Here is a 14,334-nt window from a genome sequence, read left to right on the forward strand (position 1 = left end):
CGTGATGGACCGGCCCCCGATCAATGATCCGGAATCCTACTTGCGCGGCCTGTTCGACCTTGCGGTTGAAACAGCGGATCCGATGCGCGTCGTTCCCGCGCATCTTCCGCCGCGGCCAAAGGGGCGGCTGATCGTCATCGGGGCCGGCAAGGCCAGCGCCCGCATGGCCGAGGCCGTCGAGGCCCATTACGGTGAATGCGAAGGCCTAGTCATTACACGATATGGCTATGGCCGGCCCTGTCGCGGAATACGCATTGTCGAAGCTGCGCATCCGGTGCCTGATCAGGCCGGGGTGGACGCCACGAACGACATGCTTGAACTGCTGCGGGGGCTGGCGCCCGATGATCTGGTCCTTGCGCTGATTTCAGGGGGCGGATCGGCATTGCTGTGCGCGCCGGCTTTCGGATTGGATCTGGACCAGAAACGCGCCATCAACGATGCCTTGCTGGCATCCGGTGCGCCTATTTCCCAGATGAATCTGTTGCGCAAGCATCTTAGCCGGGTCAAGGGTGGACAGCTGGCCGCAACCGCCCATCCGGCAACGATGTTGTCGCTGCTGATGTCGGATGTGCCCGGAGATGATCCGGCCATGATCGCCTCTGGCCCGACGGTGGGAGATGACAGTACCCCGGAAGCGGCGCTTGCGATTGCCGAGCAGTGGAAGATTCCCTTGCCCGATGTTGCGCGACGGGCGCTGACCCAAGGCCATAGCGGGGTCGTGGCATCAGGATCGGCGCGTCTTGAAGCTGCCAGCACGGTCATCGTCGCAGCTCCGTCGCAATCCCTGGCCGCCGCGCGCGATGCCGCCCGGCGCGATGGGATCGAGGTGCGGTTGCTGGGGGATCAGGTTGAAGGTGAAGCCCGCGATGTCGCCGCAGATCAGGCCGCACAGGCGCAGGAAATCGCCACAAACATGGGCGCGACCGACACGCCTGTTCTGTTGCTGTCCGGAGGAGAGCTGACGGTGACCCGAAACGGTTCGGGGGTGGGTGGACCCAATGCCGAATTTGTTTTGTCGGCCGCAATCAACTTGCAGGGGCATCCGCGGATATTCGTTCTGGCCTGTGATACCGATGGGGTGGACGGAGCTGCCGAAATCGCGGGCGCCGTTGCGGGGCCGTGCACGCTGGCGCAGGCCCAAGCAAAGGGCGTTTCGCCACAGGCGGCCTTGGCAGACAATGACGCCCACCGATTTTTCGGTCAGATCAATGGGCAGGTCGTCACCGGTCCGACCCTGACCAATGTCAATGATTTCCGGGCATTCCTGATCCTGCCGCCGGAACGGCAGGATCAGGACGAAAGCTAGGCACCATATGGCACCCAGATCGTCTTGATCTGGGTCGCCATGTCCGTCCATTGACGTCCGCGCGCAACGTTGTCATCGAACCAATCGGTTGCGGTGCCGGCATTGGTCCAGACCTGTTTCAGATTTCCTGCCGCGCCGGCCTCGACAGCGGCGGCACCTGGTGCAGAACCGTGATACCAAAGCGCATCTACCGCATCATGTTCCGCCAGCGTTTTGGCAAGCACGTCGCGATCACCGCTGATCAGGTTAACGACTCCGGCGGGCAAATCCGAGGTGTCGAAAATCTGATACAGAGCCTGAGCGATCAAGGCATGCGCCGGCGATGGTATGGCGACGACCCTGTTTCCTGCAGCGATCAAGGGCAATATCAGCGACATCAAACCCAATAGCGGCGCATTGTCGGATGCCAGCACACCGACCACGCCGATCGGTTCCTTGACCGCCAATGTCAGATGTCGTGGTTTGGTGGCATGAATCGCGCCGTCGTCCTTATCCGCCATTCCGGCATAATAGAAACACCGTTCCAGCGTTTTTTGAACTTCGGCACCGGCTTCGGATTTCCCGGTGCCGGTCATGTTTTGCAAAAGGCTGATCAGCTCTGACGCGCGGGCGGCGATGTTTTCAGCCAGAAAGAACAGGACCTGCGCCCTGCCATGGGCGTTCGCGGCCCAGGCACCGGCCTTGGTCGCGGCCTCCACGGCGTTGCGTATATCCTTTCTGGCCGAAAGCGGTGCCAAGCCCAATGGCCGGTTCTTGTGGTCCCGCACCACATAGCTTGCCCCCCCGTCGGGACGGGCCTGTTTGCCACCGACATAGTTTTTCATGGTGCGGTCAAGCGCGTCATCGAGCGGGCCTTCGCCAAGCCGTGTGGGGCTGAAATCGACATCGACCGGCTTGGCGGGTTTGCTGCGCGATGTGGGAATGGCTTCGAGATAGGCTTGCATGCCTTCCCGTGCGCCTTCCCGGCCGAACCCGCTTTCCTTGACGCCGCCAAACGGAGCATTGGCGTCAAAGACATTGGTGGCGTTGATCCAGACCACCCCTGCCTTGATCCGCGCGGCCAGTTCAGTCGCGGCATTGATGTTTTCGGACCAGATCGAGGCCGACAGGCCGTAACCCGTATTGTTGGCCAGATCGACTGCTTCGTCGATGGTTCGAAAGCTGGTCGTGACGGCGATCGGGCCGAAAATCTCGACCTGCGAGATTTCAGATGCCGGCTCGGCATCGGCAAAGAAGCCCGGCGAAACAAAATGCCCCTGTTCGGGCAGGGCACAGCTTGATTGTTCAAGCCTGTTGCCCTGTCGGGACGCATTGGCCAGCAGGTTTTCGATGCGTGATTTCTGGCGCGCGGATACGATGGCCCCCATATCCGTCGATTTGTCCAATGGATCGCCGACGCGGATCTTTTCCACGCGCGCCCTCAGCTTGTCCAGAAAACGCGGGGCGATCCCCTCCTGGACCAGCAGCCTTGATCCCGCGCAGCACACCTCGCCCTGGTTGAACCAGACGCCTTCGACAACACCTTCTACCGCGGCATCCAGATCTGCATCGGTGCAGATAACGAAAGGAGATTTCCCGCCAAGCTCCAGCGTCAGGCGTTTTCCCGAACCCGCGGTTTCGCGGCGGATTTCACGCCCCACGGCTGTCGATCCGGTAAAGGCAATCTTGGCGATGTCCGGGTGGCGCACGATCAGGGCACCGGTTTCCGCGCCTCCTTGCACGATATTGACGACCCCTTTGGGCAAGCCGATCTCGACAAGCAGTTCCGCGAAGGCGACCGAGGTCAGGGGCGTCAGATCTGCCGGTTTCAGAACGACTGTATTTCCGGCCGCCAGCGCGGGGGCGACTTTCCAGGCCAGCATCAGCAGCGGAAAGTTCCACGGGATGATCTGGCCGCACACCCCAAGCGCCTGTTGGCCCGAGAATTCGGTTTCCGCCATCGCGGCCCAACCGGCATGATGATAGAAATGGCGCACCGCAAGCGGCAGATCGGCGGTGCGGCTTTCGCGGATTGCCTTGCCGTTATCCATCGTCTCGAGAACCGAGAAAAGTCGCTCGCGCTTTTGCAGACCGCGCGCCATTGCGTATAGAAACTGGCTGCGTTCATACCCCGATTTGCGCGACCAGGGACCGAAGGCGATCTTGGCGGCCTTGACGGCGGCGTCGACCTCTGCCTGTCCCGCTTGGGGAATATGGGCAAGGGTTTCACCCGTAGCGGGGTTTTCGACGGCCAGATCTGCGCTTGCCGCCCCTTGAAACGCGCCATTGATGAAATGTCCCAACCGGCGGTCATGGGCATCGAGCCAGGCCTGTGCGGCGCCTTGATCTTCGGGCGAGGGTCCGTAATCCATGGAAGCCATGATATCCTTGATGTTCATCGGGTTTGCCTCAGCTCAGAGCGTGGTGATCGGCGCTGGCATAGCGGCCGGTGACGTGATGTTCGAGCTGGCGCTCGATATCGGCAAGCAACGAAGATGCCCCGATCCTGAACAGGTCGGGGCGCAACCAGGGGGCGCCCAGTTCCTCTTTCATCAGGGCAAGCCAGGCCATCGCGTCCTTGGCGGTGCGTAATCCGCCGGCCGGTTTGAAGCCGACATGATGCCCGGTCTGTTCACCGTAATCGCGGATGGCGCGCAACATGGTCAATGAAACGGGCAGGGTGGCATTCACCGGTTCCTTGCCCGTCGAGGTCTTGATGAAATCCGATCCGGCCTGCATCGCGACCATTGACGCACGATAGACATTGGTCAGGGTGCCCAGCTCTCCTGTGGCGAGGATGGCCTTCATATGGGCATCTCCGCAGGCTTCGCGCATGGCGCATATTTCGTCATACAGGGCCTGCCAGTTGCCAAGCAGCACATGCTCGCGGGTGATGACAATGTCGATTTCAGCGGCACCTTCGTCGACCGCGTAATGTATTTCGGCCAGACGCTGCGTCATGGGGGTCAAACCCGCCGGAAACCCGGTGGCCACCGAGGCCACGGGAATGCCTGATCCCTGCAACGCCTGAACTGCGTGGCGCACCATCGTTGGATAGACGCAAACCGCGCCGGTGGTCATGCCGATATCCTGCACATCCATTGCGGACAACAGGTCGTGGCGCACTGGCTGACGTGCCTTGGCGCACAGGCGCCGGACCCGCCCCGGGGTGTCATCCCCCGCCAACGTCGTCAGGTCGATACATTGAATGGCGCGCAGCAACCACGCGGCCTGGTGCTGTTTCTTGACGCTGCGGCCGGACGCGATGTTCGCGGCCCGCCGTTCGGCTGCAGTCCGGTTGATATTAACGTCCTCGAACCTGTCGCGTTGCAGCGCGGTGCCTGGATTGCGTGCCCAGTTTTCTGACATTGCGTTCCTCTCAGTCCGCGGATGCGGCGGTTTTCGTGCAGAAGAGTGCGAATTCTGCCGCAGTTGCATAGGATTTCTGTGTGCCGCGGCGCGTGACCGAATAGGCGGCATAGCGCGCGGCCTGCTTCAAGGCATCTTCGGCTTGCCCCGAGCGTGCCAGAAAATGCGCGAAAGCACCAATAAACGCATCGCCCGCGCCCGTGGTGTCCACAGGTGAAACGGTGATGGCGGGGATGGGCGTCACATTTTCGGCGGTGATCAGGCGCGCACCGCGTCCGCCAAGCGTCACGATCACGGTCCCGATACCCTGCGCGATCAGGCTGCGTGCCGCCTGGGTGATCTGTTCTTCGGTGTCCGTTGGCTGCCCCGACAGCAATGCCAGTTCGGTTTCATTGGGAACCAGATAGCTGAGATCGCGCAGATCCCCGACCTGCAATTCAGGGCTGGCAGGGGCCGGATTCAGGATCGTGCGCACGCCCCATTCGGCGGCGCGCCGGACCGTGTGGCGCACCGTTTCAAGGGGGATTTCCAGCTGCATCAGGATCAGATCGGCGGTTGCCAGAACATCCTGGGCGGCGTCGACATCTGCCGGCGACAAGGTAGCGTTGGCGCCCTTGACGATCAGGATCGAGTTTTCTCCGGATGGCTCGACGAAGATCGGCGCGACCCCTGAGGTCATGCCGGGAACCTTGGCGACATGGCGGGTGTCGATGCCATGCGCTGCAAAGTTCCCAATGGTATTGTCGCCGAACATATCATCGCCGACCTTGCTGACCATTGCCACGGATGATCCCAGCAATGCGGCTGCGACGGCCTGATTTGCACCTTTGCCACCACAACCGATTTCAAAGCTGGGCGCTTCGAGGGTTTCGCCCGGAGCAGGCATGCGGCTGGTATAGGTGACCAGATCGACCATGTTCGATCCGACCACAGCGATACGTCCGGTGCCGTTGTCGGCCATCAGTTTTTCTCCCCTTGCAATGTCGCGATCTGGTCGAATGTCCGGGCCGCCTCTGCTGGATTCAGGTGGCCAAGCGTGACCGGAAAACGAGCGATCTCTTTCGGGGCCAGCATCCTGACATGACCTTTGGCTTTCTCGGCGGTGTACCCTTCGGGTTCGCAGGTCGATGGCAAGGCAAAAGCCGCCACCTGCGCATCGCCATCATTCAGGATCCAACGCACGCAATGAGGAAAGTCACGGGTTGAATAGGCAACGCTGACGGCATCGCCCTGTGGAAATTCCATCGCAAGCCGGGTGTTTCCGTCCTGATCCGTGCCCGGTGATTTGATGTAGAACACCTGTTCCGGGCTATAGATCTCGGGTTCGGACAGGTATTCCATGCGCGCCGGGTTTCGCGCCAGATCGGCAAGCAGGGCCGTGAACTCGGCCGATGGCGTGACATGACCGGGCACCGTGTCGCGCACGCGCGTGTGTTCGGGATCAAATGGCGCGGGTTGATGAATGCGTGCATCGGCGGCAAAGTCGAAATTCGCGTGCAGCATATACATCAGTTCCATGGGGTGCGCAGACAGGTTTTCGACCTGCATTTCGATGTCCATCACCCCTTGATCGGCCCCCAGACGGATGCGTGGACTGGCCAGATAATGTGCGCCAAAGCCCATGACATATTCGTATTGGCTGCGCAGCTCGATATAGGTGCCCGACCGGTCGCGCCCCAAATGCAGCGAGGCGCTGTCCATGCGGGCGACGGGCATTTCACCATGCAGCGGATGTGAATCTTCGGGGCCCGGCGTCCCGTTGCGCAGCAATCCGGCGTGATAGGCGAACGCCCCATAGGCTTCCAGAATAGAGGCGCCGTGACGCGGGGCGGAAAACGAATTGCCCATCCCAAGGGACCGACCATCGAAGGTCGCGCTCCAGATCATTTGCCCAAGATAGGGCAAAGCCACGATCTCGCCCCGCCGGTTGCGGATCTTCAGACCCTCGATGCCCGTGATATAGCGAAAGGCCTCGACGGTGAAATCTGCGTTCCGAAGCAGGGTTCTTGTGGCATCCGCGGGGAAAAGATCAGGCGCAAGCGGTATTGTCGTGACGTCGAAATCATCGCTCATTTCGCGGACCTCAGATAGTTGATAGCGATTACAAGCACCAGAAAGCCACCCCAGACAGCATCGATCATAAAGTTCGACACCCGCATCATCTGCAGCCCCGATGACAGGAAGGTCAGCGCCAGCAGGGCCAGAAGAACCCCCAGCACGCGGCCTTTGCCGCCAGCGGGGTTGGTGCCGCCCAATACGGCGATCAGCACCGCTTGCAACAAATAGGAAGATCCGAAATCCGCCTTGGCCGAATTTGTTCGTCCCGACAGCAAGATTCCCGCAATCGCCGCCAGCACGCCGGAAAGCGCATAGCTGTAAAGGATCATGCGGCTACTGCGAATGCCGGCGAAAATTGCGGCGCGTGCGTTCGTGCCGATCAGCATCAGATTGACACCCAGATTGGTGCGGCGCAGCAAAATTGCGACAACGCTGGCCACGATGATCATGATCCAGAACGGCGTCGCCACCCCCAGCAGCTTGCCGGTTCCGATCCAGTTCCAGGTGGGGGGGTATCCGACGATCGCCGGGCCGCCGGTCAGAACCAGTGCCAGCCCGCCAAAGACCTGTCCGGTGCCGAGCGTTGCCAGAATGGGGATGATCCGCAGGCGGGAAATCAGGATGCCGTTCAGCAACCCCGCCGCCAACCCAACCATCAGGGCAATCATGACACCGGCAATGGTGTGCAGGATCAGCGCGGCACCGCCCGCACCCATCGTTTCGGCCACGATTGGGTTGCGAAAATAAACCCCGGCGGTGATCGCGGCCAGATTTGCAATGGCAACAACGGAAAGATCGATCCCGCCGGTCAGCATCGCGATCATCATGGCAATGCACAGGATGCCCAGTTCCGGCATCAGATAGGTCATGGATTCAAAGTTGTAATAGCTGAGGAACCGGCCTGAATTCAGAACGGTCATCAACACAAAGATCACCAACGTGACAATGATCAGCTGCGCGATCGCCGCGTCTCGGCCAAGAATTCGACCTAGCAAACGGGGTTCTGCGGATTTCGTGCTCATGCGTCTGCTCCCGTTCAAACCAGTTTCTTGCGGTCGCGCCAGGCGGTGATCGCAGTGGCCGCAATGATGATCACCCCGACGACAACCCGTTGCCAGGTCGTGTCGACCTTCATCAGGATCAGCGAATTCTTGACCATCACCAGGGTGAACACCCCGATCATCGTGCCCAGCACCGATCCGCGTCCGCCAAATATCGATGCTCCGCCCAGGACGACCGCGGCAATCACATCCAGTTCCAGCCCGATAAAGTCGCGCGGATTGGCCTGCCAGATCATCGAACTGTGCAGAAGGCCCGCAAACCCGGCAAGAAGACCCGCAGTGCAATAAACGAAAAAGATCGTTCTGCGGGTATTGATGCCTGCACGGCGTGCGGATTCCGCGTCGCCCCCATAGGCATAGATCGACCGCCCGATCATCGTGTATTTCAACATCAGATGGACCACGACCGCGATGGCCAGATACACCAGAACCATTGCCGTAAGACCAACGGTTGCGCCGTTCTGGGCGGTTACGCTGACCAGATCCTGCTTGCCGAACTCGATCAGTTCCTTGGGCATCTTGTTGATATTCACGATTGATGTGCCCAGCAGGCCAAGGACCAGCCCCCGGATGATCGATGCCGTCCCCAAAGTGACGATCAGCGGGATCATCTTGAATCTGTCGATGATGACCGCGTTCAGCGCCCCAAGCGACATGCCGATGACGCAGGCCGCGATGAAGGGCAGCATTACCCCGTCATATCCAAGCGCCACCATGCTGCGGACGGTGATGTAAAGCGCCGCCACCGAGATGGCCGGGAATGAGACATCAATGCCGCCTGATATCATGATCAGCAAGACCCCAAGCGCCATGATGCCGATGACGACATTGGATTTGGCAAGGCTGAAAAGGTTGCTGACCCCCCAGAATGCCGGATTGACCAATCCGATTGCGAACATCACCAAAATCAGCACCAGGGCGATTACGGCTTCTGTCGATTGAAATATTCTCATCCGGGCCGCCTCAGTTCAGGGATTTCAGACTGTCGTTGATGCCGGCCTCGGTCATGTCGGCACCTGACAATTCGGCAACGAAGCGGCCTTCATGCATGACATGGATGCTGCTGCAATTTCCCACCAGTTCGGGCACATCGTCGGAAATCATGATCACCGCCAGCCCCTCGTTCCGGGCCAGGTCGCGGATGATCCGATGGATCTTGGCCTTTGATCCGACATCGACCCCGACCGTGGGCCCGTTCAGGATCAGGATCTTCGCACCGGTCAACAGCCACCGGCCCAACATCACGCGTTGGGCATTGCCGCCCGACAGATTGCCGACAGCCGTATCCGCCGACGGTGCCGCGATCTGCATGGCGTCAAACATTTCCTCGGTGCGGTTGCGCATCCGTGCATGATCAAGAAACAGACCTTTTCTCAGGCGTTCCAGAATACTGACAACCATATTGCGTTCGATCGATTGCGTCAGGAACAGCCCCTCGCTCAGCCGATCTTCGGGGACATATGCCACCCCAAGAGCGATTGCCTGCTGGACCGAACGTGGAAACTGGTCTTTGCCGTTGATCACGATCTGGCCGCTGGCGGCTGGCTCCATTCCGAACAACGCGCGCGCAAATTCCGTGCGACCGGACCCGATCAGGCCCGATATGCCGACGATTTCCCCCGGCCGGATCGTCAGATCCACATCCGAGACGCTATCTGGAACACGCAAACCCGAAACCTGCAGAACCGGCGCTTTGTTCGAAGACAGCTGTGCCAGATAGGGTTCATCATTCAGTTCCAGCCCGGTCATGGCATGGGTGATCGATGCTTCGTCAAAGTCGCGCATATCGCCCTCGGCCACTTTGCGGCCGTTGCGAAAGACGGTCAGGCGTTCGGATATTTCCAGCATTTCCCGCATCTTGTGGCTGACAAACAGGACCGCGATTCCATGTGATTGGAGATCGCGCACAATATCGAACAGGGCATCCACCTCGTGGCGGGTAAGGGCGGTGGTCGGCTCATCCATCACGATAAGGCGGGCCTCGGCCAGAATGGCGCGGGCGATCGCCACGATCTGCTTGCCAGAGGTCGGCAAGGTTTCGACATCGGCATCGATATCGATGCGCACCCCCAGACGCTCCAGCACGTCGCGCGCCATTTGCCTTGCGCGGCGCCAATCCATCCGGGAACGCCCTTCAAGAATATAGGTGTTGAGGGCGAGATTTTCGGCCACGGTAAGATTTCCAAACAGCGAAAAATCCTGATAGATCACCTGCACGCCCTTTTGCACCGCCTGGATCGGGTCAAGCTGGGTCACTGGCGTGCCATCAATAATGATTTCGCCTTCATCGGGCTGATAAATTCCGGACATCACCTTGATGATCGTGGACTTTCCAGACCCGTTCTCGCCGGCAAGACAATGGATTTCGCCGGGCCTGATCGATATCGACACATCGTCAAGGGCGCGCACGCCGCCAAAACGCTTGCTGATGTTGCGCAGTTCTATCAAGGGTTCTGACATGGAACTTCCGTGTTGTTGTGGCAGGCACCGCATTCACGGGGGGCACTGCGATGGCGGGTCCGGCTGACGGACCCGCGCGTCATCAGAAAGATCAGAAGTCGTATTGATCCATGTTCTCGGCGGTTACGCCGACCCAACCAGCGCCATAAAGCAGGTTGGGTTTTTCGGCATCGGGCGCAATCAGGGATTCATACCCCACAAGACCCAGGTCCAGTCCGGCGGCAATCTGGTCCTGCTTTCCTTCAAGCGCAGCAACAGCCAGCATGTTCATCGCATACCCTGCGACCGCCGGGTCCCAGAACTGAATGTACTGGATATCGCCATTTGCCAGATATTCACCCGCGACCGAGGGCAGGCCGGTTCCTGAAAAGAACACCTTGTCCTTCAATCCGCTTTCCGCGATCAGGCGCCCCGCACCTGCCGAAGTCGGCATCGGCGCACCCAGGATCCCCGTGATGTCGGGATAGGTGGTCATCGCTTCCTTCAGTTTGGTATAGTCTGTCGCAGCGTCATCATAGGTTTCCAGCCGGTCACCGACCATTTCCATATCAGGGAAGTTTTCTTCCTGATATGCAACCGCGCCATCGATCCATTCCATCTGGCTCTTGGAGGTCAGTGAGCCGACGGTGGTGACATATTTGCCTTTTCCACCCGTGAAGGCGCCAAGTTCTTTCATAAGGTTCGCGCCATAGGCGTGGTTGTCAAAGGCTTCCAGATCGTAATCGGTGTTTTCGAGATTGGATGCCTCGTGCGAGATCACCACGATTCCGCGTTCGCGGGCCTTCTTCAGCACCGGTTCCAGGGCTTCGACGGAAAACGGCACGACTGCAATGGCATCGACGCCTTGCGCGATCAGGTTCTCGACCAGTTGCACCTGTGCGGCGGCGTCCGCCTGGCTGGGCCCGACCATCCAGACGTCATGGCCGGTTTCGTCCTTGAACTGTTCAACCCCGTCGCGCATCCGGTCGAACCAGGCGATTCCGTCGACCTTGACCACAGTCGCGATGGTATATTTCTGGTCGTCCTTGGTTGCGATCAGGTCCTGATTGATCTTGGACGTGTCGACGATTTCCTGGGCGATGGCGGGTGCGCTCAGACATGCCAAAGCCAGCGATGCCGATGTCAGCAGCGTTTTCATGCGTTTCTCCTCCTCATGCGCGATTCTGGTCCGGGGTGATCGGCGTCAGGTTGCGCGGTGTATATTGATCAGATCGATTCAATATGTTTGTATTCATTCAAAACACGATGCGCCGAGTCAACCCAAACTTTTCCCTTTCACGCGGATCATGTCCGAAGAAGGGTTGGCAACGTGCACGTCAGGTCGGAGAGGTAAGGTGGGCAGACCATCGGGACGCAGCCTGCGCGTCGAGGAAATGAAGAAGCTGTGCGCCTCTGGGGCCATTGTCCATATCGGCGAGGCGGCGCGGCAATTGCAGACCTCGGAAATCACCATTCGCCGCGATTTGAGCGGTCAGGACAGCGGGCTGCTTTGTCTGGGCGGCTATATCATGTTCGCGGAAGGGGCGGGTGAGCGCTATTCGCTGTCGCGCGCGCAAGATACCAACGCCGGCGAAAAGCAGAGGCTGGCAAGGAAAGCCGCGAAGCTGATCGAACCCGGTGATACGATTTTCATCGATTGCGGTTCGACATTGCAATATCTGGCCGCTGCGGTTCCTGAAGATGCGAATGTAACCGTGGTGACGCAGGCCCTGAACATCGCCGACGAAATAGCCAAGCGCCGTGGCGTCAGCCTTATTCTGTTGGCCGGTCATTACCACCCGGAAAGCGGCAGCTTCAGTTCCCAGACTGCGTTGGACATGCTGGCCGAAGTAAATATCACGAAAGGGTTCTTTTCAGCCGCCGGTGTGCATGAAAGGGCAGGCGTGACCTGTTTCCATTTCCACGAGGTCGCGGTCAAGCGCCATGCCATCCGGCGGTCGCACAGGCGTATCCTGGTCTGTGATCCTTCGAAGCTGGGGCGTTCGCGCCCGGCGACCTTCGGGGATCTGAGTGATTTCGAGATCTGGATCGGCCAGCCCGGTTCAGGCTGACCGACTTCGTGTTCCCGACGCGTCAGTAACGGCCCGCCATCTCGACCAGTGTCAGGGGCCGAATGCGGGATGCATGTCCTGCCGTGCCGAACGCCTCGAAACGGTTGCGACAGATATCCGCCATCATCTCCATCGCGGGTTTCAGATATTTGCGCGGATCGAACTCGGCCGGATCGCGGGCCAATGTCCGCCGGATCGCCGCAGTCATTGCCAGCCTGTTATCGGTGTCGATGTTCACCTTGCGCACACCGGATCTGATGCCGCGCTGGATTTCCTCGACCGGGACACCCCATGTCGGGCGAATGTCCCCGCCATAGCTGTTGATGATTGCTTGCAGATCTTCGGGAACCGAGCTGGAACCATGCATCACCAGGTGGGTGTTGGGGATGCGCGCATGGATTGCCTCGATCACATGCATGGCCAGAATCTGACCGTCGGGCTTGCGGGTGAACTTGTAGGCCCCGTGGCTGGTGCCCATAGCAACGGCCAACGCGTCTACGCCGGTATCGGCCACAAAACGCGCCGCTTCGTCGGGGTCGGTCAGCAACTGGTCTTCGGACAGTTTTTCGGTCGCGCCGTGGCCATCTTCCTGATCGCCCATACCGGTTTCCAGGCTGCCCAGAACGCCCAGTTCACCTTCCACCGAAACGCCGCAGGCATGGGCCATTTCCACCACGCGGGCGGTGATGTCGCGGTTGTAATCGTAGTCGGCAGGCGTTTTCCCATCGGATTTCAGGCTGCCATCCATCATGACGCTGGTGAAGCCGTTCTGGATTGCGGTCGCGCAGGTCGACAGGCCGTTGCCGTGATCCAGATGCATGCAAACAGGGATTTCGGGAAAGGCGCGCGCAAACCCCGCGATCAACCCCGCCAGGACAAGATCATTGGCATAGGACCGCGCGCCGCGGCTGGCCTGAAGGATAACCGGGCTGTCGGTGGCCTGGGCGGCCTGCATCACTGCAAGCCCTTGTTCCATGTTGTTGATATTGAACGCAGGCACGGCATAGCCGTGTTCGGCCGCGTGATCCAAAAGTTGGCGAAGCGTGATCATTGCCATGGCTGTTATCCTTTGTGGCCGGCGAGATAGGCGAGGATCGTTTCAACCTCGTCCTTTGCGCCAAAGATGAGGGGAGAAAATTCGTGCAAGCCCTGCGGTTGCCGATCAAGTATCGGCACTTGGCCGTCGCTTGCCGCGCCGCCTGCCTGCTCGATCAGAAACGCGATGGGTGCGCATTCATAGACAAGCCGCAAGCGGCCGTCCTGATAGCCGGGCCGATGATCGGCAGGATAGAGAAACGCCCCCCCTTGCAGCAGGATGCGATGCAATTCTCCGACTGCTGCCGCCAACCAGCGCATGTTGAAATTGCGTTGGCGCGGACCGTCGGCACCGGCCCGCAGATCGCGCAGCCAGGCCTGCAGCCCGGCGGACCAGTGCCGTTCATTCGAGGCATTGTAGGCGATGGTCGTAGCTTGTGGTTTCAGCGTGACGTTCTGATGCGTCAGGCGGAATTGACCCGCTTCACCGTCATAGGTCGCGATCTGAACACCGTTTCCCGTAGACCAGCCAAAATCCAGCGAATGGCCGAATGAAGCGTATCCCGCGGCGATGATCTCGCGACCGGGGCGTTGGAAGCCGTCTTCCGCGGCCGGAAGGACCGAGAACAACATTCCCAATGGCGCGCCGATTCCAATGCTTCCGGAACCGTCGATCGGATCAATGGCCACATCATATGCGCCGTCGGGGGCGAGGATCGCGATGTCTTCCGCTTCTTCGGACAACACTTGGCGCACACCCGTGTCACGCAATGCGGCAAGCATGTGGTGATGCGCCGCAAGATCCAGCGCCTTTTGCTTGTCGCCGCTGTCATTCACGCCGACAATCGAAGCAGGGTCGCCATGCAGCCTGCCCGCCGCCAGCCGCGCGGCCAGCGGAGGCAGCGCGTTGGCAATGGCCAGAACAACGCTTTCACGCCCCGGTTGCGTCAGGGCATCGGCTAACGGGCGGCCCGTCGCGGGGCCGTCATTTGGCAGGGTCAGCATGGCAGATGGT

The 14,334-nt window shown here is 60.0% G+C and carries 12 protein-coding genes; 2 read left to right on the forward strand and 10 right to left on the reverse strand.

Annotated features, from left to right (window positions below):
• The first annotated feature begins 4 nt into the window (after positions 1-4).
• On the forward strand, positions 5-1,306 hold the full coding sequence (locus tag PAF17_RS12620) for a glycerate kinase type-2 family protein (protein WP_271889461.1): 1,302 nt from the start codon (positions 5-7) through the stop codon (positions 1,304-1,306).
• On the opposite strand, the gene PAF17_RS12625 is transcribed toward PAF17_RS12620, so the two are convergent.
• The 8 genes from PAF17_RS12625 to PAF17_RS12660 form a co-directional block, all read right to left on the reverse strand.
• The gene (locus PAF17_RS12625; protein WP_271889462.1) at positions 1,303-3,684 is read right to left on the reverse strand and encodes an aldehyde dehydrogenase family protein; all 2,382 of its coding nucleotides are present in this window, start codon (positions 3,682-3,684) and stop codon (positions 1,303-1,305) included. The genes PAF17_RS12620 and PAF17_RS12625 overlap by 4 nt on opposite strands.
• A 10-nt stretch (positions 3,685-3,694) precedes the next feature.
• Positions 3,695-4,654 carry a deoxyribose-phosphate aldolase gene (gene deoC, locus PAF17_RS12630; protein WP_271889463.1) on the reverse strand — a complete coding sequence of 320 codons (960 nt, stop codon included), beginning with the start codon at positions 4,652-4,654 and terminating at the stop codon, positions 3,695-3,697.
• A 10-nt stretch (positions 4,655-4,664) separates the two neighbouring features.
• Positions 4,665-5,615 (reverse strand): ribokinase, encoded by a 951-nt coding sequence (gene rbsK / locus PAF17_RS12635; protein WP_271889464.1) that lies wholly within the window; start codon positions 5,613-5,615, stop codon positions 4,665-4,667.
• Positions 5,615-6,727 carry an aldose 1-epimerase family protein gene (locus tag PAF17_RS12640; RefSeq protein WP_271889465.1) on the reverse strand — a complete coding sequence of 371 codons (1,113 nt, stop codon included), beginning with the start codon at positions 6,725-6,727 and terminating at the stop codon, positions 5,615-5,617. The genes rbsK and PAF17_RS12640 overlap by 1 nt, the downstream gene beginning before the upstream one ends.
• Positions 6,724-7,734, reverse strand: a complete 1,011-nt coding sequence (locus PAF17_RS12645; RefSeq protein WP_271889466.1) for an ABC transporter permease — start codon at positions 7,732-7,734, stop codon at positions 6,724-6,726. Before PAF17_RS12645 ends, PAF17_RS12640 begins: the two co-directional genes overlap by 4 nt.
• Before the next feature lie 14 nt (positions 7,735-7,748).
• Entirely contained in the window at positions 7,749-8,726 is a 978-nt protein-coding gene (locus tag PAF17_RS12650) for an ABC transporter permease (RefSeq protein ID WP_271889467.1), read from the reverse strand.
• 10 nt (positions 8,727-8,736) lie between these two features.
• Entirely contained in the window at positions 8,737-10,233 is a 1,497-nt protein-coding gene (locus PAF17_RS12655) for a sugar ABC transporter ATP-binding protein (RefSeq protein WP_271889468.1), read from the reverse strand.
• 91 nt (positions 10,234-10,324) lie between these two features.
• Positions 10,325-11,371 (reverse strand): autoinducer 2 ABC transporter substrate-binding protein, encoded by a 1,047-nt coding sequence (locus tag PAF17_RS12660; RefSeq protein ID WP_271889469.1) that lies wholly within the window; start codon positions 11,369-11,371, stop codon positions 10,325-10,327.
• Between the two features lie 196 nt (positions 11,372-11,567).
• On the opposite strand from PAF17_RS12660, the gene PAF17_RS12665 reads away from it, so the two are divergent.
• A complete protein-coding gene (locus PAF17_RS12665; protein WP_271889470.1) occupies positions 11,568-12,284 on the forward strand; it encodes a DeoR/GlpR family DNA-binding transcription regulator in 717 nt (238 codons plus the stop codon).
• A gap of 22 nt (positions 12,285-12,306) precedes the next feature.
• On the opposite strand, the gene fba is transcribed toward PAF17_RS12665, so the two are convergent.
• Together fba and PAF17_RS12675 are read right to left on the reverse strand one after the other, a co-directional pair.
• The gene (gene fba, locus PAF17_RS12670; RefSeq protein WP_271889471.1) at positions 12,307-13,341 is read right to left on the reverse strand and encodes a class II fructose-bisphosphate aldolase; all 1,035 of its coding nucleotides are present in this window, start codon (positions 13,339-13,341) and stop codon (positions 12,307-12,309) included.
• A 5-nt stretch (positions 13,342-13,346) separates the two neighbouring features.
• On the reverse strand, positions 13,347-14,324 hold the full coding sequence (locus PAF17_RS12675) for a class 1 fructose-bisphosphatase (protein ID WP_271889472.1): 978 nt from the start codon (positions 14,322-14,324) through the stop codon (positions 13,347-13,349).
• Positions 14,325-14,334 lie beyond the last annotated feature (10 nt).

Origin of the sequence: Paracoccus onchidii (genome assembly GCF_028294535.1) — a bacterium.
Lineage (GTDB): Bacteria > Pseudomonadota > Alphaproteobacteria > Rhodobacterales > Rhodobacteraceae > Paracoccus > Paracoccus onchidii.

What these genes read in the sequence shown, in the direction of transcription:
- PAF17_RS12620 (WP_271889461.1), top strand. Translation starts at nt 5, where the DNA reads ATGGACCGGCCCCCGATCAATGATCCGGAATCCTACTTGCGCGGCCTG.
- PAF17_RS12625 (WP_271889462.1), bottom strand. Translation starts at nt 3,684, where the DNA reads ATGAACATCAAGGATATCATGGCTTCCATGGATTACGGACCCTCGCCC.
- deoC (WP_271889463.1), bottom strand. Translation starts at nt 4,654, where the DNA reads ATGTCAGAAAACTGGGCACGCAATCCAGGCACCGCGCTGCAACGCGAC.
- rbsK (WP_271889464.1), bottom strand. Translation starts at nt 5,615, where the DNA reads ATGGCCGACAACGGCACCGGACGTATCGCTGTGGTCGGATCGAACATG.
- PAF17_RS12640 (WP_271889465.1), bottom strand. Translation starts at nt 6,727, where the DNA reads ATGAGCGATGATTTCGACGTCACGACAATACCGCTTGCGCCTGATCTT.
- PAF17_RS12645 (WP_271889466.1), bottom strand. Translation starts at nt 7,734, where the DNA reads ATGAGCACGAAATCCGCAGAACCCCGTTTGCTAGGTCGAATTCTTGGC.
- PAF17_RS12650 (WP_271889467.1), bottom strand. Translation starts at nt 8,726, where the DNA reads ATGAGAATATTTCAATCGACAGAAGCCGTAATCGCCCTGGTGCTGATT.
- PAF17_RS12655 (WP_271889468.1), bottom strand. Translation starts at nt 10,233, where the DNA reads ATGTCAGAACCCTTGATAGAACTGCGCAACATCAGCAAGCGTTTTGGC.
- PAF17_RS12660 (WP_271889469.1), bottom strand. Translation starts at nt 11,371, where the DNA reads ATGAAAACGCTGCTGACATCGGCATCGCTGGCTTTGGCATGTCTGAGC.
- fba (WP_271889471.1), bottom strand. Translation starts at nt 13,341, where the DNA reads ATGGCAATGATCACGCTTCGCCAACTTTTGGATCACGCGGCCGAACAC.
- PAF17_RS12675 (WP_271889472.1), bottom strand. Translation starts at nt 14,324, where the DNA reads ATGCTGACCCTGCCAAATGACGGCCCCGCGACGGGCCGCCCGTTAGCC.